This is a genomic window from Nitrospira sp. M1 (assembly GCF_965152605.1).
This window is the reverse complement of the sequence record NZ_OZ224217.1, coordinates 2,769,509-2,790,456: the sequence shown is the minus strand read 5'-3', so window position 1 is coordinate 2,790,456 and position 20,948 is coordinate 2,769,509. Positions and strand designations below refer to the sequence as shown.

The 20,948-nt window shown below is 49.1% G+C and carries 16 protein-coding genes; 3 read left to right on the top strand and 13 right to left on the bottom strand.

The genetic code is table 11. The features are described 5' to 3' along the window. Nucleotides 1-17 precede the first annotated feature (17 nt). From ACWHX8_RS12770 to ACWHX8_RS12715, 12 genes are all read right to left on the bottom strand, one after another. Nucleotides 18-3,248 carry a hypothetical protein gene (locus ACWHX8_RS12770; RefSeq protein ID WP_447968510.1) on the bottom strand — a complete coding sequence of 1,077 codons (3,231 nt, stop codon included), beginning with the start codon at nt 3,246-3,248 and terminating at the stop codon, nt 18-20. Between the two features lie 149 nt (nt 3,249-3,397). Beyond that, nucleotides 3,398-4,102: a hypothetical protein gene (locus ACWHX8_RS12765; protein WP_447968509.1), complete on the bottom strand. Its 705-nt coding sequence runs from the start codon at nt 4,100-4,102 to the stop codon at nt 3,398-3,400. Between the two features lie 595 nt (nt 4,103-4,697). Next, the gene (locus ACWHX8_RS12760) at nt 4,698-4,904 is read right to left on the bottom strand and encodes a hypothetical protein (protein ID WP_447968508.1); all 207 of its coding nucleotides are present in this window, start codon (nt 4,902-4,904) and stop codon (nt 4,698-4,700) included. Nucleotides 4,905-4,928: 24 nt separating this feature from the next. Further along, the gene (gene amaP / locus ACWHX8_RS12755) at nt 4,929-5,513 is read right to left on the bottom strand and encodes an alkaline shock response membrane anchor protein AmaP (RefSeq protein ID WP_447968507.1); all 585 of its coding nucleotides are present in this window, start codon (nt 5,511-5,513) and stop codon (nt 4,929-4,931) included. A gap of 3 nt (nt 5,514-5,516) precedes the next feature. Continuing rightward, nucleotides 5,517-5,849, bottom strand: coding sequence for a hypothetical protein (locus ACWHX8_RS12750; protein WP_447968506.1), 333 nt, complete (start codon nt 5,847-5,849; stop codon nt 5,517-5,519). Nucleotides 5,850-5,867: 18 nt separating this feature from the next. Next, nucleotides 5,868-6,302, bottom strand: a complete 435-nt coding sequence (locus ACWHX8_RS12745; protein ID WP_447968505.1) for an Asp23/Gls24 family envelope stress response protein — start codon at nt 6,300-6,302, stop codon at nt 5,868-5,870. A 101-nt stretch (nt 6,303-6,403) separates the two neighbouring features. Further along, entirely contained in the window at nt 6,404-6,844 is a 441-nt protein-coding gene (locus ACWHX8_RS12740) for an Asp23/Gls24 family envelope stress response protein (RefSeq protein WP_447968504.1), read from the bottom strand. A 425-nt stretch (nt 6,845-7,269) separates the two neighbouring features. Next, the gene (locus ACWHX8_RS12735; protein WP_447968503.1) at nt 7,270-8,133 is read right to left on the bottom strand and encodes a mechanosensitive ion channel family protein; all 864 of its coding nucleotides are present in this window, start codon (nt 8,131-8,133) and stop codon (nt 7,270-7,272) included. A gap of 11 nt (nt 8,134-8,144) precedes the next feature. Beyond that, the gene (locus ACWHX8_RS12730; RefSeq protein WP_447968502.1) at nt 8,145-8,327 is read right to left on the bottom strand and encodes a hypothetical protein; all 183 of its coding nucleotides are present in this window, start codon (nt 8,325-8,327) and stop codon (nt 8,145-8,147) included. After that, the gene (locus ACWHX8_RS12725; protein WP_447968501.1) at nt 8,324-8,848 is read right to left on the bottom strand and encodes an RNA polymerase sigma factor; all 525 of its coding nucleotides are present in this window, start codon (nt 8,846-8,848) and stop codon (nt 8,324-8,326) included. The genes ACWHX8_RS12730 and ACWHX8_RS12725 overlap by 4 nt, the downstream gene beginning before the upstream one ends. A gap of 327 nt (nt 8,849-9,175) precedes the next feature. Next, the gene (locus ACWHX8_RS12720) at nt 9,176-10,204 is read right to left on the bottom strand and encodes an alpha-E domain-containing protein (RefSeq protein WP_447968500.1); all 1,029 of its coding nucleotides are present in this window, start codon (nt 10,202-10,204) and stop codon (nt 9,176-9,178) included. Further along, nucleotides 10,204-11,661 carry a circularly permuted type 2 ATP-grasp protein gene (locus ACWHX8_RS12715; RefSeq protein WP_447968499.1) on the bottom strand — a complete coding sequence of 486 codons (1,458 nt, stop codon included), beginning with the start codon at nt 11,659-11,661 and terminating at the stop codon, nt 10,204-10,206. The genes ACWHX8_RS12720 and ACWHX8_RS12715 overlap by 1 nt, the downstream gene beginning before the upstream one ends. A 344-nt stretch (nt 11,662-12,005) precedes the next feature. Here ACWHX8_RS12715 and ACWHX8_RS12710 point away from each other — a divergent pair, with 344 nt between their 5' ends. From ACWHX8_RS12710 to ACWHX8_RS12700, 3 genes are all read left to right on the top strand, one after another. After that, on the top strand, nt 12,006-15,323 hold the full coding sequence (locus ACWHX8_RS12710; protein WP_447968498.1) for a transglutaminase family protein: 3,318 nt from the start codon (nt 12,006-12,008) through the stop codon (nt 15,321-15,323). 88 nt (nt 15,324-15,411) lie between these two features. Next, a complete protein-coding gene (locus ACWHX8_RS12705) occupies nt 15,412-17,967 on the top strand; it encodes a circularly permuted type 2 ATP-grasp protein (RefSeq protein ID WP_447968497.1) in 2,556 nt (851 codons plus the stop codon). 14 nt (nt 17,968-17,981) lie between these two features. Then, the gene (locus ACWHX8_RS12700; protein WP_447968496.1) at nt 17,982-18,869 is read left to right on the top strand and encodes a transglutaminase family protein; all 888 of its coding nucleotides are present in this window, start codon (nt 17,982-17,984) and stop codon (nt 18,867-18,869) included. A 41-nt stretch (nt 18,870-18,910) separates the two neighbouring features. Here the strand turns inward: ACWHX8_RS12700 and ACWHX8_RS12695 are convergent, their stop codons facing one another. Next, the gene (locus ACWHX8_RS12695; protein ID WP_447968495.1) at nt 18,911-20,863 is read right to left on the bottom strand and encodes an alpha-1,4-glucan--maltose-1-phosphate maltosyltransferase; all 1,953 of its coding nucleotides are present in this window, start codon (nt 20,861-20,863) and stop codon (nt 18,911-18,913) included. Between the last annotated feature and the right edge of the window lie 85 nt (nt 20,864-20,948).

Here is a 20,948-nt window from a genome sequence, read left to right as displayed (position 1 = left end):
CATATGTCGTACATTTTCTATTTCTCTGAAGGCGCGATTTGTTCTTGTGTATCGGTCATGAGGTCTTTGGGGAGTGTGACGGTATTTTTTAAAACATCTACGGCAAATTGCGCTAAGCCTTTCAGTCCTCCAGTAAAGGATTCCAAGGGCAGATATCGAACTGTAGGAGATGACCGCGACTCTTTGACTTCGAATAATGCGGTGGCAAGTCCCTGACGTTCTCCTTTAAGGATTCTGCCAAACAGAGGAATGTTTTTTAAGAGATTGGAATATTCCCCAAACGGGCTGACCGCAAAAATAAAGTCGAGCTGATCCTGTGGCAGGTCATATGTGCCGGCTGCAGTCATTTTAATGACAGGACTATTGAGTAACAGATCATTCGAGGTCATGAGGCCATTTTTGATGGTAAATGTGCCAGTCAAGTTGTGGAATGGTATCCCTTCTTGTGCGAGATCCACCTTGCCCATGAGCACATTGGGAAGGTTGAGAAGCCCTAGAATTCTCGATATGGTTGGTGATTGGATAACGTGTCCATCATGAATACGCACGTCACCTTCTCCGGTCAAGGACTGTTGGAGTTGTTGAGCGTCACCCAATTGAGTGGTGAGTGAGATAGTTGTCGACAAGCTTCCATCTACTTTGGAGTTATCGGGAATAATCGACTCAAGAGGAACGTCGTGTGCGCGAACCTGAACGGTTGCTGTACGGTGTTCTTGTGTCCATTGAACCCGAGCCGTTTGCAGTGTGTTGGTTGTCTGTACAGCACTGGCCTGTGATTTGTTGATGTCAATAATTCCATTGGTCCGCCAGGCAAACCAATCGTCCCCTGAACCGTGAAGACTCACATTGGCTTCCACGTGTTGTATCTTGAACTGTTCATCTCCAACGACAACATGGTCTGGGAAAAATGCTCCATCCTCTGAGCCTGTTGTGAGGGTCACATTGAGCATGCGTTGATCATCAAGAGAGACGTCGCCTTTCATATTGAGATGAAATGGAGGCATTTCTATTGATGATTGGCGGATATGGAGTATGTGATTGGGGGTGAGTTCGCCGTCAAGTTTGAACCATGTCGAAATGCCAGAGGGTTTCTGTAATACATGAGGGTAGGAAATGGTTATGGATGTGAGATCCATTTCAGTTTGGAACGTTGGTTGTGTGGTTGAGCCTGAGATGTTCAGAGCGATGTCCAGCGGACCACCTGATAGGTGATTGTCGTGAGACAATTGGGGAAACATGAGTTGTAGGTCAGAGAGTTCGACCTGACTCCGGAGTGTTATGTCTTTCAACGTATTCTGCTGTCCATACGATGCGCTGCCCTGTAGCGTCGTATCACTCTTTCCGATCTTTCCTTTGAGTGTATGGATGGTGACATGTTCCTGGTCAAAGTTTAGGTGTCCGGAAAATTTCTGAAGGGGGAGGGGAGATGCCGCAGGATGAAAGCCGAGATTCCGTACCTGTAACTCACCTTGGTGAATCGTGAGTTGACTGGGTTCGGTCAACGGTCCTTCAATCATCAGTGCGATAGCCGCAATACCCTGGACGTTTTGCATCTCGATCCATGCAGGTGGATCCTGTTTGATTGTTTCGAGTTGACGGACTGTTGTCAGGATATCCGTCGCATGAAGGTTGCCATTGGCGGTGACCGTGAGCCAGGGGCCAGGCTTTCGAAACTCAATGTGTCCATTGGCCTGCTGTAAGGTCGATGATCCATATTCAGCCGACAACTTATCGAATGTGACCTGATCGTGATCGAACGTGAACGTTCCTGTCATGGCATGTATGGGAAGAGGTTGCGCGGGAAGCTGAAAGCCAAGATTTTCTATGGCCAACTCACCACGTTGAATCTGAACATGGTCGGAACCACCTACGGCTCCTTCAAACGTGAATCCGACACGGGCATGCCCCTCTACGGCATGTGCATTGAGCCATATGGGCGGGTCTTCTGCGAACGTGCCAAATTGCCGAGCGGCTTCTAATGCGTCCTGTGCCTGGAGGTCTCCATTCACGGTGAGTGTGAGCCAGGGGTAGGGTTTCCTTAAATCTAATCTTCCTTGCGCGTGCTGAATGTGTGAGGCTTCATAGTCAGCTGAAAAACTATTGATCGTAAGATGATCGTGTTCCAGAGTCACTGAGGTTCGAATATTGCGCAGGGGCGGAATCTGTGTATGAGGATCGACGAAGCCCTGTGTGATGCGAAGCGTGCCAAGGATTGATGGCGTGTGTTCAGCATCGAGTAGACCTGCAAGCGTGATCTGGGGAATGTCAAAGTTTCCCCGAATAGTATGTTGTTGAAGCATCGTTTGAATGTGGGCTGGTATCCATGTGCGAGGAATAAGTTGGGTAAATTTTTCAATCGAGTACGTAGGAACTTCGCCTGTGAAGAAGAATGCCGGTTGATCGCTTGATAGCCCAGTGACGCTCATTTTTCCATGGATAGAGAAGTCGTGTATGAGACTGGAGACGTGTTCGGCGATCAGGGTATAGCCGGTTTTATCAGAAAAGAACGTGAGGGATGTCTCAAGATTGGCGATGAGTTGTGGCGTTGAGAGTTCCAGCCCTGGTGAGACAAAATTCAACACGGGACGCATGTCGATGTCACGGATATGAACGTTTGCTGTGATGTGAAGATCGCTCTCAGATGGAATCTGAGTCTTGGAATCGATGGGAGAGGGCGCCATGCCTCCCTGTACCTGACCCGTCACTGCGATTTCTGACGAATGTTGCGTGTCAGAGGGAATCGCCGTCATTCGAAAATTCAGTTGTTTGAAGTCTGATTGTGTGAGTATCGTCGCTTCAAGTTGAGAGAGCGTGAGAGATCGGGGTTCCTCTGGCTGTAATTCGTTGATGATGGTGACGGAGCCCTTGTGTATTCCGAGTTCCTTGAGTCCAGCAAATTCTATGAGCGACGTTCCCGTATCTTCTTCATCAGGGATGATGAGCCACTGCCAGGTCCCGTCTTGTTGTTGTCGTATTGTAATCGCTGGTTCATTGAGCGTGCAGCGATTGATGATTATGTGTCCAATAAGAAGAGCAGAGACTTCGAAGTGGCATGATCCACTTTCTAATTGAAATATCGTGGCCTCTGTCTTTTCATCGATGAACGTGACGCCGAAGAGTCTGACCTGCGGAGGAGAGAACGCGTGAATTTCCAAATGCTCAGCTCGGACTGTGGTGCCAATCGCGTCCCCGACTTTTTGTAAGATGTATCCCTTGAGTGGTTCAGAGTCTGAGAAGGTGATAAGCATGCTCAACGTTGCGCCTAGAAGCAAGAGGACGATGATGCTGAATACGCAAAAATATTTGACTATCCTCATCGTGGTGTTTTGTCCGGGAATCTGACTGCTCAATCTCCGACTTTAGATGTGAAAAGACGCGCATCCGTCCCGAAGCCGCTTTAGTACAATATTTTTTCTTCTCTTCTTTCTTGTCTTGGCTTTGGAGGTGTCACTGACTCGACTTCTTGCATGTCTTCTATTGAATCTTTGTGTTGAAATGGCTCAATTTCTATCGGGCCTTCAATCAAGTTTGTTGTCTTGTGTTCAATGAAAAACAAAATCGTATATTGATTGAAGTACGTTTTGGCACGATACCATGGGGTTGCTCGTAAAAATTTCTCAGTTGCGTTTTCAAAAAACTCGAATGAAAACCTGGTATATCCTGTTTGGTAGGTGGCTTTAAAGATGGCCAGTTCTGGCAGGGCAAACGGAAGGATGCTCCCTTGAACCTCGGGCATGCCAAACAGCGACTCAGATTCTTCGGTTCCCAGGGTTTGGATAATGATTTGTAGCCGATAGGTAGCCGATTCACAGTTTTGTTTGGCAGTGAAGCCCTGTTTTCCCAGCCAGCCACTGATGATGCCAATCATGAATTGCTGATTGTCTCTCAACCCTGTCGCGCGCACACAGATAGATGCTTCGGGTGGGACAGGGATAGTGATTGGAGGGTCTTTGGGTTCTAAGCTAAAATCCACAGCTTGGGCCATGAGCATTTGTTCGATCATTGTTGGCGAACTAGGCTCAGGTAACATATTGGGTGCTGCACAAGCTGACAGCAGACCGTAGGTCAATGTGACGAGTGCGATGCGTAGGAACATTTTCATCGTTGCCTTTCGATATCAGTGTCCTGGGGTGTGTCAACATGATCTCTGGATGTGTGATCCTTGTTTCTTCTGACCCCATCTATCTGCTTGTCATGGCAGAGTCTGCATCCAATGTTCGTGTCCTTCAGTCGAATCTTGACGCCTTCCTCTACGTTTCAACTGATTATTTTCCCTTGTCTCTTTTAATACGTCTTCCTAAATATAACAGAATACGGTCAAGTGCGAATGCGAGAATGACCACGCCAATCAACACGCCTGCCATGAATGTAAGAATTTCCATGTTTTCGATTACTCTGTGTGTGAAGATCGTCCTGCATGCGATTCGTAGTTCATATGCTCCAGATGCGTTGGAGATACGAATTCGTTATTCTTGTTTTCACTGATCGTGTCATGATGATGTTCTTCGCCGGTATTGCTTTGCATTCTTCATGAGATGGACGACGCCTTCAGTCATTGTGCCTCAATATCAAGCGTTTCTGTGCACTATCTCCTCCCACGTGTTGTGTCTCTTGCTCTGCAGGCTTTCATGCTAACCTGATCAGCTTCGTGTCTCTGAGATACGACGTGTGAACTTGAAGAGCAGGAGAGATGGGACTCAGCGGTGTCGTTCACTCGGGGTGAGAAGGCCAGCCAGGACTGCCACACCAGCAAGGATGAGAACCAGCCCCACAATCCATCCAAGCAGAGCTGGTTTGATAATAATCAGAAGTCCCAAAATGATCAAAAACGCGGCCAATACTGACGACACAACCGGGCCAACATTGTGAGTCAGAGTGGCGAGCGCTGCGAGTAGTGAATTCACGTGGTCTCCTTCTTCAATTGAATCCTATCGGACACGGGAAGGTTTTCGGTTGTGTTTTTTTCCTAGTGGGGCGACTTGTGCGGTAATGTGTACGCCTGCCACAGCCTTTCCCAAATAATGTTCCACTGAACTTTTCAGACGCTCTTGTACGTGATGGCCAAGATCAGCGATGCTGGTAGCTGGGTCAACCGATAGGCGGCAGTCTAAATGAATCCCATCGGGAGACTCCCGGACCTGAGTCGAAGATTCCATCACTCCCTCGATGTGCCCTGTTTCTCGACTGGCAAGCTCTTGAATACTTGTCAGCGCTGCGGTGACTTCCCCAAGATCATCTTTCTTGACCACTAATCGACTCTCCGTGTGCGACCAGGGGCGAAGCTCTATCAGCAAGAGGAGTAGGCTGACGAGTGAGACGCCGGTCCCGATTGCGAGGACTCCCCACCACGTTGATGATTCCATTTGAGTGAATGGAGTAAGTGTGTGATCCCAAGGGGATGGGAGCAATTGCTGTGGAGTAATCATATGCGTCGAGACTAATACAATAGTCCCGATAATCAATAAAAGGACAAGAGCTCCAAAGATCACCAAGATTCGATTCAACGTATTCAAGCGTTAATCCTTCATCTGAATATCTGTAATTCGTATGTTGACCCTTCGGATATGTTCTGTCGTCAAGGCGTGAATGGCTTGTCGAGCCCTGTGTCGGACTCGTGCCGCAAGTATGGACAATGAACCCTGCTTTTTGAGGGTTGCAATAATTTCCACATCTATGTTGAGTGAGCCCTCAACTCGATGAACCGCAACACCGGAAATCCGTACCCCTGGCCCAACCGTCGTTAAGCGTGCTTGCGGGCTAGTTGGCATTGTCGCGTCATGGACACGGCTAATTCCCCTGACGACGGTTTCAGCAATGTGTTGTTCGTCAATGAGGAGAGATTGTTCCATGAAGACCCTCAGCTATTGTCATTCGACTCTTTTGGGCGGAGGTGCGGCTTTCTCTTGTTCAGGCAAGTGTAGCCCACTGACTTTGATGTTCATTTCTTTAACCACGAGGCCAAGGAGACGTTCGACCCGGTCGATCACATTGCGTCGTACGGCTGCTGTCAGATCGGGAATGCGAACGCCATATTGAGCGATGACACTGAGGTCAATCGCAACTTCGCGTTCTCCGACTTCCACCTGCACACCCTGTTCTGAGGATCCATGCCCTGAGAGACGTTGAGTGAGGCCCGTGAGTTGGTCGCCAAGCTTCTGACTACCGATATCATAGATCCCATCTATTTCTTTGGCCGCAAGCGTCACCATTTTTGCCACGACATCATCGGCAATTGTCGTCTTCCCTTGACTGCTTGCCAAAGGTGATGTCTCTTGCGTGTGGTCTTTCGTGACGTCTGTCATACATCAAATCTCCCTTTTCACAGTGTTCTGGGCTGTGTGGATTTCGTGAGTCTGTTCAGTGACGAATCTCGGGGGTGCATCAAGTAGCTTCTCTATGGTATTTAGGCCACTCGAGAGCTTTCCCCCTGCCGGTCCTTTTCCTTGCCTTCCTCAGCAAAGTGTAGTCCGCTGACATCAACATTGACCTCTTTGACGGTAAGTCCAGTCATGGTGTTCACACGGTTAATAATATTCCGGCGAACGGCTACCGCCACTTGGGGGATGCTAATCCCGTATTCAACGACAACTTTCACATCAACGGCTACTTCGCGTTCTCCGACTTCGACGTGTACCCCTTGAAAGCCTTGGCCAGTTTTTACCGCTCGCTGGGCCATGCCGGTAATGGTATCGCCCAGACCCAATGTACCCATTTCATGGACGCCTTCAATTTCCTTTGTTGCAATGGCGACGATTTTGGCCACAACTTCATCCGCAATGGATGTTTTCCCTTCTTTTGTCACTAAATCTGAACTGCTTCGTGGATTGTCTTTTGTATCAGCCATAGGGGTTCCTCCTTACTGAGTTGATGAACTCTGCGATGTTGTGAGCAGAGATTCGCATGATGTGTACATTCACGTTGTATGAAGGCTTACTGATAGTCCTCTGATATTGAGGTTCTACTCAAATTGCCTCTTCTGATTGTTTAGACAGCTGAGCCAGGGATTTGGTCACATTATTTTTTCGGTCGCTTGAGAGCGACATGTCCCATTCATTATGAATATGCAGTGGTCTGATCCTGAAACGTGAGATTTGTAGGTCGTGGGAATTTGTGAGCATAGACCTCACGAAGGTCTGTTGATAGGCAATGCCTTGCCGGTGTCTTTCAGGATCTATGCAATAGGCGTAAAGGCGTGGAGAGGCGTTGAGGGAAGACGATTGCTGGTGATGATGAGGAAGGCTGAGCACGATGTGTGAATGTCTGTCGGTGTCACGTGTCCTCTTCTGTTTTGGGTCTTCGTTTTTTCGAGCCTTCTGCAATAATTTGCTCATTGGGAATGTGGAGAGTTTCCTCATGTTCCGTTTGTATGACCACCGAGACTGGCGTGACTTTGCGAATGATGCCTTTTTCCCCAGCAAGTAAGACTTCATCTCCCACATGATAGAGCTGAGCAATGTAATATCGTGCTAGAACATTGGCCATAATGCTTCGACTCCCGAGACCAATAGATAGGGCCATTGCGAGCACGACTCCCGCGATAATAACCGTGATATTGGCCGTAAACACTGTCATATCCAATCCGAGTTCCGTGAGGGCCATCACAATCCCGAATCCAATAATTAGGATTTCGAGAAAAGAGCTTAAGGCTCCGGCATAGGCAATATTCAGGTTCGTCGATGCGGAGGTGGCTCCGTCTTTGATGACTTTCGCGAGATACAAGGCAATCACCAGAATAAGAAACGCGCCCAGCACATGGGGGACATAGGCAATGAATGAATTTAGTGTCTCGAGAACAACCGTCAGTCCTAGCACTTCAGACGCCGAAAGGAAGAAGACGAGGAGGACCATGTAATAGATGAGCGTTCCGATAATGTGGTCGAGACTCCTGGAGATGCCGAATTTGTGTAAGATCTCGTTCAGTTTGATCTTTTCACCGAATGACACAATACCAAACATGCCTAAGAGTTTTGTGGTTAGTCCTCTCAGGAACTTTGCGACAACCCATCCAACAAGAATAATGAGGATCGCTCCAATGAGATTTGGCAGGAATGTCCCAATCCGTTCGCCTAAGCGTTCCAAAAAAGTCCAGACAACCATTCCCCATTCCTTGACCTCATGTTGTGTGTCAACCATATGCGCTCCTCTCACTCGTATGTTGTATCGTCCAATAATATTCCAGGAATGGACACGTGAAAGAGTCCAATTTCTTTTGCGACCATAAGGAGATATACGGCTTTCATGATCCGCTCTTTGGTCACAAGGTCCGGGTCAGGGAGATCTAAGGCGTTCAGGACTTGCTCAAATACCAGACTTTCGTCGTTGTTCACGTCCTCACCTCCTCTCGGAGTTTGTCAATTAATCGAGACACTCTCATTTTCGCGGCGCTGACACCGATGCCATAGGAGGTTGCAATTTCCTCGTATGTATACTCGCCCATAAATTTCAGGGCAAGAATACTTCGGTCTTCTATGGACAATCGTGCAAGAAGATGATGAGCTTCCGCTGTTTGCGTCGGATCCTGGACCGGGGGTGAAGTGGTCTCCATGTTGGTTTCGACATTGGCGGTCTGGGCTTTGGCCTTGATGAAATTCAGGCAATGGTTCGTCGTGAGTCGATACAGCCAAGTTGAAAATGCTGCTTGCTTTTTGAACTGATGGAGACGAAGGAACACTCGCATCCACACCTCTTGCATGAGATCTCGTGCATCTGTGGCATTGAGGCAAATGAAGTAACATCGTTTCAGGACCTTGGAGGCATATCGGTCGTACAAGCCTTCAAACGCATCGAGATCACCTTGAGCGATGAGATCTATCAGTCCATGGTCATCAATGTGCTCGAAACGATTCATTGCGTTGGTTGTGATTCTCCGGGGCCAGTCTGTTCATGGTCGTAACCTGGGTAAATGGTCTGTCTCTGCAGATGGGGCAGGGAATGTGCGCAAGGCTATAGTTACCATACTGTACGTCAAAGACCAAGGTGTGGAGGTTTGCCGTTCGAAGGTCGTTGTTCGATCATAAAGGAAAGAGGCGTATAGACTCACCGACTCTGTGGTCAATGAGCTGAAGAGGGAATCGTGCCGTATAAATGTGTTTACGCGTGATGGGAAATGTAGAACGTCAGTAGGTCGATGGTTGAATTCTGGCATGCTCGGGGTGAGCCGTTTCTCTTGAACCTTCTAGCTGGCGATGTTGGCATCTGCAGATTGCTGTTGTGTGTGTCGTGAAGCCTTTTCAATGGTCTTGGGATCAGGGGAATAGGCCGTTGTGCGAAAAAACCCTTGCGCAATGAGGTTGGTGAGTAGGTCTAATTGTTGGAGTACCTGCCCTAAAAAATCCGAGAGCCCTATGTCATAGACTTCCTCTAGGCTGCCAAATTCTAGGTCAGCCGCTAATGCTCCGCCTACACGAATGGCTTGCCGTGTTTCTGAACGGCGGGTTGAGCCCACCATACGTTCCAGCAATTTACTATTGAGGGTTGTGGTAAATCTCACTGATCGAGGAAATTTATCATGGAATAGGAGGAATTGTACGATTTTTTTCGGAACAAGTTGTGCAGAATAGAATTTTCTATAGGCTTCAAAGGCGCTCGCCGACTTGAGGACAGCTAGACATTGATGATAGTCGGAGATAATTCGAGGTTCAACAATGGGACGGCTGAAGATTGGGATATCAATCAGTCGAGCCGTTCGCCCACCTCGTTCAATATTTTTCCCGAGTCGATAGAAGTTCCACCCCTCATCATGGACCATAGTGCTGCCCACGACACCATCGAGGGTGTAACAGGTGTTGAGCACATGATCCAGCAAGTCATGTGTGTCGCCCCACAAGTCTTGGCTTGTTTTTTCTTTGATACCTAAATAGAAATCGTTGATGAAATGCCAGACTTCGCTTGAGAGTTGGTCTTGAATGCCTCTGGCATTGGCTCGGACTGCGGTAATTAAACTAAATAACGAGTTGGGGTTGTCTCGCGACAAGGTGAAAAACTCAAGGACTGAACGAGTTGAAATATTTCCATAGAGTTCTTCGTACAACGCTCCTTCGCCTGTTCCCTCTAAATACTGTCGCCATGTGTCAACCTGATCATCCCACTTTGCGATTTCAGTTAAGAGATGGTAGTGCACGTTGGTAAACCGTGCCGTATACTCAGCGCGTTCAATGTACCGTCCTATCCAAAAGAACGATTCTGCGGTGCGACTCAGCATCATTATTCTTCTCCATAGAGGACCCAGGTGTCTTTACTTCCACCACCTTGTGACGAATTGACGACGAGAGACCCCTCTCGAAGCGCGACACGCGTCAGCCCACCAAGTGACACGGAGATCTCTTCTCCCCAAAGCACAAAAGGGCGGAGATCGACATGACGACTGTCTAACTTTAAGTCCTGGTTGTTTTCAATCACGCAGGGGTGGTGGGATAACGACACGACTGGTTGTGCGATGTAACTGCGAGGATGAGCAAGAATTTTCTTTCGAAATTCCTCTTGTTGTGTTGTGGTCGACCATGGCCCCATGAGCATCCCATAGCCTCCTGATTCCGCGACGGCCTTCACGACCAGTGACGACAGGTGGTCCAACACGTAGGCTTGATCTTCGTCATTCTGACACAGATACGTCGGGACATTTTTAAGTAGAGGGGTTTCGCGTAAATAGTATTCAATCATTTTGGGAACATAGACATACACCGCTTTGTCATCGGCGATACCAGTGCCAACTCCATTAGCCATGGCGACGTTCCCTGCACGATACGCTCGCATGAGTCCTGGTACGCCAAGAACGGAATCAGGGTTAAACACTTCAGGGTCCAGGAACGAATCGTCGACCCTTCGGTAGATGACATCGACTTGCTCCAGTCCTTGGATGGTTTTCATAAAGACTTTGTCTGATTCAACCACCAAGTCTCGCCCCTCGACTAAGGGGATTCCCATTTGAAGAGATAAAAAGCAATGTTCAAAATAGGCTGAATTAAAGACGCCGGGTGTGAGTAATACGACTGCGGGATTTTCTCTGGGATTAGGCGAGAGATACTTGAGATTTTCCAGTAAGTGCGTGGGATAGGAATCAACCGGGCGAACTTGCATGTCGGCAAATAAATTGGGAAAGAGTTGTTTCATGACGATTCGGTTTTCGAGCACGTATGACACCCCCGATGGGGTTCGGAGATTGTCCTCTAAAACATAGTAGGTTCCGTCATGATCGCGAATAAGGTCGATGCCCCCAATATGAATGAAAATATCTTTTGGCGGACGAAAGCCGACAAGATCTTTCTGGAAATGAATCGAACTTTCGACGAGGTCTCGTGGAATGATTTGGTCTGCCAGAATTTTTTGCGGACCATAAATATCAAGGAGAAACATGTTGAGTGCGCGAATCCGCTGCCGAAGGCCATCATTAATGATGTGCCATTCCGTGTTGGGAATAATGCGAGGAAGCAGATCGAACGGAAAAATCTTTTCAGTTTGCTGCGGGTCTCCATAGACCGTAAACGTTATGCCCTGCCTCAGGAATGCTTCGTCAGCTTGTCGGCGTTTTAAATTGAGATCTTTGAGGGGAAAGCTTTGTAGTCGTTCAACAAGTCGACGATAATGCTTGCGCGGAACCCCCTGTGCCTCAAACATCTCATCGAACCCTGGTTTGACGAGATATCGATCGAAGAGCGTTTTCACGGTACCCACCTGTTCATATTAAGGCGAAAGTATTCACGTCTCATGTGTTGTTGTGCTGTAGACATGCACCTAATTGATACCTGCTTTTACGGGCGGACTGCCTAGGTCTGTCACATTTGGCTAGGAACTTCCCCGTCAGTGTACAGCAAACCTCTCTTCAGTCAAAGTCGACGAAGGTTGCATGCTTATCATGATCAATTTCCGTGCGATGAAGAGCTGTGAGTAACAGGCTAGGATGAAAATAGTATTTCTGGTAATGTGAATGGTCATAGTTGCTAGGTGGTCTTGTCTCCGTTTGTCCAACCATGAGCTCAGACATTATTGATTTGTAGGACTCGATTGTTATGGCACTGCATGTTGCGCTCAATCATCAGACTCATTATCAATACGATCGTCCGATTCAGATGGGTCCGCAAGTCATTCGACTCCGGCCGGCTCCACATAGTCGTACGCCGGTTTTGAGTTATTCATTAAAGCTCAGTCCTGAAGGCTACTTTCTGAATTGGCAGCAAGACCCACATGGGAACTATCTCGCACGCGTTGTGTTTCCAAATAAGATGACGGAACTTCATCTTGAAGTTGACCTCGTGGTGGATATGGTGGTGCACAATCCGTTTGATTTCTTTCTAGAGCCAGACGCCGAGACCTTGCCCTTTACCTACGATCCAGTATTAACCCACGATCTTCGTCCGTATCTCGTCACGGAACCGACAGGTCCCCACCTGCAATCGTGGCTGGAGCGTTTTCAATACCCGCAGCAAGACCCCACCGTGCCATTTTTGGTTAACTTGAATCAAGGTCTTAAGCAGCAGATCGAGTATGTGGTTCGCATGGAAGCAGGCGTGCAAACTCCAGATGAGACTCTAAATTTGGCCAAAGGATCGTGTCGTGATACGGGGTGGCTGCTAGTTCAAATTCTTCGAAACCTTGGAATTGCTAGTCGTTTTGTTTCCGGCTATCTCATTCAATTAGTGGCGGATCAGCCTTCATTGGATGGCCCCTCCGGCCCTTCCCGCGATTTCACAGATTTGCACGCCTGGGTAGAAGCTTATCTTCCAGGAGCGGGATGGGTCGGTATGGATCCAACGTCTGGCTTGTTAGCTGGCGAAGGACATATTCCGCTGGCTGCGACTCCACACCCTACGACGGCTGCTCCTATCAGTGGCACAATGGATCCGTGTAAAACGGATTTTGCTTTTGACATGTCGGTTCATCGTATTGTGGAAACCCCACGAGTGACAAAACCCTATACGGATGAGCAATGGTATGACATTGATCGTTTCGGCCACATGTTGGATAAAGAGTTACACGATCAGGATGTTCGAGTCACCATCGGTGGTGAGCCAACATTTGTATCTCTTGATTTTCCCGATGCCCCTGAATGGAATACCGAGGCCGTTGGTCCGACGAAACGTACGCTTGCCGTTGATTTAATGCATCGGCTTCGTCAGCGATTTGCCCCCAAGGGGTTGCTGCACTTTGGGCAGGGGAAATGGTATCCAGGCGAACAACTTCCTCGATGGGCTATGGCGCTGTATTGGCGGAATGATGGTGAACCGCTCTGGCAGCACGACCAACTTATTGGAGGCGGACCTGCGGATAGCTCAGTGTCAATGAATGATGCGCAATTGTTTATCAAAGGGATTGCGGAGCGTGTAGAGGTTGCCCCGACAGCCATTCAAACTGTTTTTGAAGATCCGTGGCATTTTCTCTCTCAGGAACGAAAGCTTCCCGAGAGCCTTGATCCAGCCTCGAACAATCTTGACGACCCGATGGCTCGTCATCGTTTAGCCAAAGTGTTTGAGCGAGGGTTAGGGGAGCCGGCAGGGTATGTGCTGCCCCTTCAACGATGGAACACTAAAGATCACGGTCGACGTTGGTATAGTGAATCCTGGTCGACACGAACCGGTCATCTCTTTTTAGTACCTGGGGATTCACCGATTGGATTTCGTTTACCGCTACCATCCCTTCCGCCACTTGCCCCGAACGAGTATCCGTATATTATTGCCACTGATCCGTTTGAGCCTCGTGGAGCGCTCCCGAAACCTCCCGAGCGCCGCCAACGCTTTCAGCGCACACAACATGCGCGACAGGAAGGCTCCGTCGATCCTCAACAGCTGGTTGGTCAGGTTAGTGGTGAGGGAGACGATCGGATAGTCCGAGCGTCTTTGACGGTTGAAGTCCGAGATCATCACATGTATGTGTTTATGCCACCGGTGGAAACGGTTGAAGATTATCTAGACCTGGTAGCCGCCGTTGAAGAGACGGCGCTTGCCCTTAATAGGCCAGTGTATCTTGAGGGATATACGCCGCCGTATGATCCCAGAATCAGTGTCTTGAAAATTACACCGGATCCTGGCGTGCTGGAGGTCAATATCCATCCTGCGAGAACGTGGGAAGAGATGAGTGCGATCACCACGGGTATTTACGAAGATGCCCGGTTGAGCCGCTTGGGAACAGAAAAGTTCATGCTGGATGGACGTCACACGGGAACCGGCGGTGGCAATCATGTGGTCTTTGGAGGCGAAACGCCAGCGGATAGTCCATTTCTTCGACGACCGGATCTTCTGAGAAGCCTTGTGGCATATTGGCAGCGCCATCCGGTGTTGTCGTATTTATTTTCCGGGTTATTTATTGGCCCAACGAGTCAAGCCCCTCGTATTGATGAAGCGCGGCATGATTCATTGTACGAATTGGAGTTAGGGTTCAAACAATTATCGAAATCTCAGAACGACACGCCAACGCCGCCATGGCTTGTCGACCGGATTTTTCGAAACTTGTTGATTGATGTGAGTGGCAATACTCATCGTACTGAGATTTGTATCGATAAACTCTATTCTCCAGATGGGCCGACCGGGCGTTTAGGGCTTGTGGAATTTCGCGGGTTTGAGATGCCTCCACATGAACGCATGAGTCTTGTGCAACAGCTGTTACTGTTGACCCTCATCGCGCGCTTTTGGAAAAATCCGGACAATGGCGAATTGGTACGATGGGGCACGCAGTTGCATGATCGTTTTATGCTGCCATATTTCATCGAACAAGACCTTCGCGATGTCGTGGCAGATTTGAATCATGCGGGGTATGAACTTCAAGCAGAATGGTTTGCTCCACATGTTGAATTTCGATTTCCGCTCTATGGGTCAATTGCCTTCGGGAGTGTCGGGCTTGAATTGCGGCAAGCACTCGAACCTTGGCATGTGATGGGAGAAGAAGGCGCGGTTGGCGGCACGGTCCGACATGTCGACTCGTCCGTCGAGCGTCTGCAGGTCACACTTTCCGGGTTGACCGAAAACCGCTATGTGGTAACTTGCAACGGTCGGCGCGTGCCACTGATCCCCACTGAGCGTCAAGGCGAAGCGGTTGGTGGTGTACGGTATCGAGCGTGGAAGCCGGCAGCGAGTCTGCATCCTACCATTGGTATTCATTCCCCATTGGTTTTTGATGTGTACGATCGTTGGTCGAAACGGGCCGTAGCCGGCTGTACCTACCATGTTGCACATCCCGGAGGGCGAAACTTCGAACAGTTTCCCGTCAATGCGTATGAAGCGGAAAGTCGTCGCTTGGCGAGATTCTTTCCATTTGGTCACACAGGAGGGGCATACGAGGAGCCGCTTGATGAATCGCGTCCGGAGTTTCCGTATACCCTTGATCTTCGATGGTGAACCTCAGTATATGCAAGATGGCGATTGTGAGTCAGGAAGAGACCTCAGGTTCTCCCGTCGATATCTCCATGTGTTTTTATAGACGACGATGACGACGTTTTCTTCGCACGATCAATCACCCGCTTCCCAGGGGTCTCCTATTATCTATCCCCCCAAAGACGGCACATTTGATGAACTCGTGTCATCGGATGGTTCCGTTCGTCCTCATTGGCAAGGACTTCTCAATACGTTTAGTGGATTACACCAGGACGCGCGTCGTCGCGCCCATGAAACCGCTGCACGCATGCTTCACGATGATGGAATGACCTACCTGGCTCGCCAGGATAATCAACAGGCGGCAAGGCCCTGGCAACTTGATCTATTTCCGTTACTCATTAGTCAGTCAGAGTGGCAACAGCTTGAGGCAGGACTCATTCAACGTGCGCGTTTGCTCAACCATATCCTCAATGATCTGTACGGCCCACAGCAGTTAATTAAAAATGGTACGCTTCCGCCAGCTGTTGTCTTTGGGAATCCTCAATTCCTTAGGCCGTGTCATGGGGTGCCGGTGCAAGGGGGGACCTACCTGCATTTTCTGGCGGTAGATCTGGCTCGGTCACCAGATGGACAATGGTGGATCTTGAGGGATCGAACGGAAGCGCCGACCGGGGCCGGATTCGCACTCGAAAATCGCACGATTGTTTCTCGCGCGTTGCCCCATGTGTTTACGCAGACTCCCGTGCAACACCTCTCTGCATTTTTCCAAACATTCAGTGATCATGTTTTACAATTTGCGCAACGTGACGATCCGTTGGCCGTTGTCCTTTCGCCAGGGCCACAGAACGCGACCTATTTTGAGCATGCCTATCTCGCTCGACATCTAGGGTTTCCGGTGGTCGAAGGGGCTGATCTCACGATGCGCGATACTCGTCTCTTTCTTAAAACGGTCGAAGGCTTGAAACCGGTTGATTTAGTTTTACGTCGCATCTATTCCGATTTGTGCGATCCGTTGGAATTAAACACCGAATCAGTGTCTGGTGTGCCAGGTCTGATGCAAGCGATTCGTGCAGGACAAGTCACGATGGTTAATGCCTTAGGCAGTGGACTTGTCGATAGTGAAGTGCTGCTCAGCTTTCTGCCAGGAGTCTGTCAATACTTTTTTAATGAAGGATTGAAAATTCCGAGTGTAGCAACCTGGTGGTGTGGACAGCCAAAAGAACAGTCTCTTGTGCTGGAACGGCTTGATGAACTCATGATCCGACAAGTGCTGTCCTCAACCAGGGCTTCTCCCCAAAGCCACATCAGTTCATTCGGGACTGATCTCTCGCGGCAATCGAAAGAGCAGTTACGTCAGGCTATTATTCGGCGCGGCCACGAATTTGTCGGTAGAGAGATCGTCTCGCCATCGACCGCACCGTTCTGGTCCAACCAAGAGTCACTCAAGCCTGTGCCGATGACGTTGCGAATGTATATCACCGCATCGCCTCACGGCTATACAGTCATGCCCGGTGGTCTTACGCGTGTGTCTGTCCAGTCTGACCCGCGCGGGCACTGGCATGAACCCGGAGATTTCAGTAAAGATACCTGGATGCTGTGGGAGGGGCACGAACATATTCCGAATAGCGTACCCCACGTTCCGCAGGCGCTCAATCTTCGTCGGGGCGGTCGGGACTTGCCTAGTCGTACCGCCGACAACTTTTTTTGGTTCGGTCGATATCTTGAGCGCGCTGAAGGAGCGATTCGAGTCCTTCGAAGTCTCGTGGAACGATTGAGTGGCGCATCAGAACTTGGCGCCGATCCCGAGATGCTGAATCGGCTTGTCTCGTTGCTTGTTGTGCAAGAGCATCTTTCCCCACGACGTGCACGACGGGTGTTAGTCGGTGGTGCCAAGGCCGTTGAACGAGAGTTACGGACTATTTTGTTTGATCCGGATTCTCCTGACGGGCTAGCCAAAATTCTGATGAATGTTCGTTTGACGGCAGATCGTGTGCGCGAACGTTTATCGATCGATACCTGGAAAATTCTTATGGAACTGACCAATATTCCTCAGGAGTGGAGACGAACCAAAGGGCAGAGCATCGATGATACGATTCGCCTGCTGAGTCGAATGATCCAACATCTTGCCGCATTGAATGGCATGGTGATGGAAAATATGACGAGGAGTTATGCGTGGAGGTTTTTGGAAATGGGTCGTCGCTTAGAACGTGTTCGTCATCTTTCGAAACTGGTACGTCACCTGACGACTCGTAGGAGCCCCGCGACGACCGGTGCGTTGAATCTTCTGCTTGAGTTAGCTGATAGTTATATCACCTACCGGACACGCTACAAGTCTGAAGCGAATCTTGCGGCGGTGTTGGATCTTTTACTGGCTGATGAAACCAACCCGCGATCCGTAATTTTTCAATTGGTCACCTTTGAGACGCATATGGAGATGTTGCCCTATGATCGGTCTCAAGCCAAGTTGGCTCCAGCTTTGCAGATAACCACCCGTTTATGTACCGAACTTCGATTGGCTGATATGGTGCGGTTGTCTGCTATGAATGAGAGAAGTGGTGTTCGGTCGCATCTTGAACGACTGATTCGACAGCTTGAACAGGGTGTCCAAAAAGTATCCGATGAAGTCATGCACATGTATTTTAGCCATTCTATGCCCAAACGTGTGTAACGGATCATTGGTGGGTGAACATTGTTATGTACCAGGTGAGTCACAAAACAACATTCACGTACACGCAACCTGTCGCGATTTCTCATCATATTCTGCGTCTCCTTCCGCGAGTGCATCCACGTCAACAGACGCTTCGTTCCACGGTACTTGTTGAGCCTGCCCCTTCAGTTCATTCGGAAGGTGTGGACTTTTATGGTAACCCCATGATGTATCTGACGATTCAAGAACCGCACACGCAACTCGTTGTGTCTGCCAGTTCACGGATTGATGTCCACTTGGCTGAATGTATGTCCTTGGAAACGAGCCGACCTTGGGATCAGGTTGTGAGTGATCTGCAGACACTGCATGAGCCTGCCATCCAAGAAGCGCAACAGTTTCTCTATAATTCTCCATACGTGATCAGCAATGATGCCACGTATGATTATGTTCAACAGTGCTTTCCGCCTGGACGCCCCATGCTTGCAGGCGTCATGGAGCTGACAAGTCAAATTTATCATGAGTTTCGATATGAAGGTGGTGTGACCGATGTGTCAACGCCAGTGGATGAAGTGCTTGAAAAAAAACGTGGAGTTTGCCAGGACTTCGCGCATTTAGAGATTGCCTTGCTGAGAAGTCTTGGTCTCCCGGCTCGGTACATTAGCGGGTATCTCTTAACGCATCCACCTGAAGGGAAAGAGAAATTGGCGGGTGCTGACGCCTCTCATGCCTGGCTCTCAGTGTGGTGTCCGGACTTTGGATGGATTGATTTCGATCCAACCAATAATATGATTCCCGGAGATGAGCACATTACACTCGCATGGGGACGGGACTATGGCGATGTCAGTCCGATTAATGGGTTCATGGTTGGTGGAGGAGAGCATACGGTGTCCGTTGCGGTTGATGTGAGTCCAGTCGAGTCGTGATTGCTAAAATCCTCTGACCTGCCACGACCTCGCTTTTGTGCTCACTGTTGAATAACAAAAATAGCTGCGGGTTCTGTGTTGGGGTCTAAGCGGATGATATATTCGCTGCCTACGACCTCATGTCGATAATTCTGAATCAGTTCATGCATGTGATACGTCTCACGTTCGCCGATTCCTAAGTCCTCAAGCGGAATGGTCAGTTTGGCTTCCTGAGTGGTATGGGGATCCATATTCACGGCGATCAGGAGCCGGTCTGCTTTATCTGCAGTCATTTTTCCATAGAACAGAATCTGCTCGTTGTCTGTGAGGTAGAATTGAATGTTTCCGAAAGTTTGTAATGCCGGGTGCTCACGCCTGATGCAGTTGATGTGTGTAATATAGTCTCGAATGTTTCCTGTGCGGTCCCAATCCCAGTGTCGGATTTCATATTTTTCGGAATCCAGGTATTCTTCTGTTCCTGGAATAGCTCGATTTTCACAGAGTTCATATCCATTATAAATGCCATAGGTTGGAGAGAGCGTTGCTGCGAGTGCAAAACGAAGTTTAAACGCTGGCCGTCCTCCTTGTTGCAGGATTTCCGGAAGAATATCTGGAGTATTCGCAAAAAAGTTTGGGCGGAAATAGTCATACATCGCGGTTTGAGTTAACTCCGTCATATATTCAATCATTTCCTGTTTGGTATTGCGCCAGGTGAAGTACGTATACGATTGCGTATACCCGGCCTTGGCTAACACGCGCATCATTTTGGGTCGCGTGAAGGCTTCCGCCAGGAATAGCACATCAGGGTGTAGGGTTTGAATTTCTCGAATGAGCCATTCCCAAAAGATGACGGGCTTGGTATGGGGATTGTCGACGCGAAAGATTTTAACGCCATGATTGATCCAGAATAACAGCACACGTTTCATTTCCTGCCAGATTTCTTGCCATGCGTCAGAGTAAAAATCTAGCGCGTAAATGTCTTCATATTTTTTGGGAGGATTTTCTGCATATTTGATTGACCCATCGGGGCGTTGCTTGAACCATTCGGGATGTGTGTTGACGTATGGATGGTCGGGGGTTGCGTTGATCGCAAAGTCTAACGCGACTTCCATGTCGTGTTTTCGTACCGCGGCTTGAAAGTGTGCAAAATCTTCCATGGTTCCCAATGCTGGCTCTACAGCGTCATGTCCTCCATGCATGCTTCCGATGGCCCAGGGGCTGCCGGGATCTCCGGGTTCAGCTTTCAGGCTATTGTTGCGGCCCTTTCTATTAGTTTCTCCTATCGGATGAATTGGCGTGAGATAGAGCACGTCGAATCCCATCTCTCGAATGAGAGGCAGCCGGGTTTCGCAATCCCGAAATGTTCCGCCTTTCCCTTCTTCCGTGCCTTCGGATCTTGGGAATATCTCATACCAAGCCCCATAGCTCGCACGTCTGCGGTCTACCACTACTTCTAAGCTTTGGACATAGGTTGTCCATGCAAAGCGAACTTCATGTTCTGCAACGAGCGTGGCTAAGGTTGCATCCAGCGCGATCGTAATTTGACGTTCTTGGTCAGAGGCGGATACGAACTGTTCGAGCCACTGTTTGAGTTGAGCCTTCTCTTCACCTTTGGCGCGTGTCATGGCATGGGTGATGTGTTCTTTCCCCTCCAAGAGTTCACTCGACAGGTCCGAGACGGCTCCGTGTTTTTTCTGAAGTTCACGTCGCCATGTTTCAAAACGCTGAACGTAGGCGCCAACGGTATATACATAGCGTGTATTTTCTGAAAGGATGAATGCTCCGGCCCATCGGTCATTGTCGACATGATGCATCGGGGTTTCTGTCCATTCCTTCTGCCCCACAGTTTTATAGCGGAGTCGAGCAGCTAAGGTATCATGTCCTTCCTTGAAAATATCGGCTGTGACTTCCAGTGTCTCGCCAACGATGCGCTTGATTGGATATCGTCCTCCATCAAGTTCAGGTTTGACGTATTCAATGATGAGAGGTTGTAGCGTTTTGGGGAGCTTGTTCATAATGCACTCCTTCGGGAAACGATAAGATTTCGTCTGTTGATGCTCGGTATATTGATGGTCACTGATGTCCTCTACTCTGTAATCG

Coding starts and splice junctions, on each gene's coding strand:
- ACWHX8_RS12770 (WP_447968510.1), bottom strand. CDS start 3,248: ATGCTTATCACCTTCTCAGACTCTGAACCACTCAAGGGATACATCTTA.
- ACWHX8_RS12765 (WP_447968509.1), bottom strand. CDS start 4,102: ATGAAAATGTTCCTACGCATCGCACTCGTCACATTGACCTACGGTCTG.
- ACWHX8_RS12750 (WP_447968506.1), bottom strand. CDS start 5,849: ATGGAACAATCTCTCCTCATTGACGAACAACACATTGCTGAAACCGTC.
- ACWHX8_RS12745 (WP_447968505.1), bottom strand. CDS start 6,302: ATGACAGACGTCACGAAAGACCACACGCAAGAGACATCACCTTTGGCA.
- ACWHX8_RS12740 (WP_447968504.1), bottom strand. CDS start 6,844: ATGGCTGATACAAAAGACAATCCACGAAGCAGTTCAGATTTAGTGACA.
- ACWHX8_RS12735 (WP_447968503.1), bottom strand. CDS start 8,133: ATGGTTGACACACAACATGAGGTCAAGGAATGGGGAATGGTTGTCTGG.
- ACWHX8_RS12725 (WP_447968501.1), bottom strand. CDS start 8,848: ATGAATCGTTTCGAGCACATTGATGACCATGGACTGATAGATCTCATC.
- ACWHX8_RS12720 (WP_447968500.1), bottom strand. CDS start 10,204: ATGATGCTGAGTCGCACCGCAGAATCGTTCTTTTGGATAGGACGGTAC.
- ACWHX8_RS12710 (WP_447968498.1), top strand. CDS start 12,006: ATGGCACTGCATGTTGCGCTCAATCATCAGACTCATTATCAATACGAT.
- ACWHX8_RS12705 (WP_447968497.1), top strand. CDS start 15,412: ATGACGACGTTTTCTTCGCACGATCAATCACCCGCTTCCCAGGGGTCT.
- ACWHX8_RS12695 (WP_447968495.1), bottom strand. CDS start 20,863: ATGAACAAGCTCCCCAAAACGCTACAACCTCTCATCATTGAATACGTC.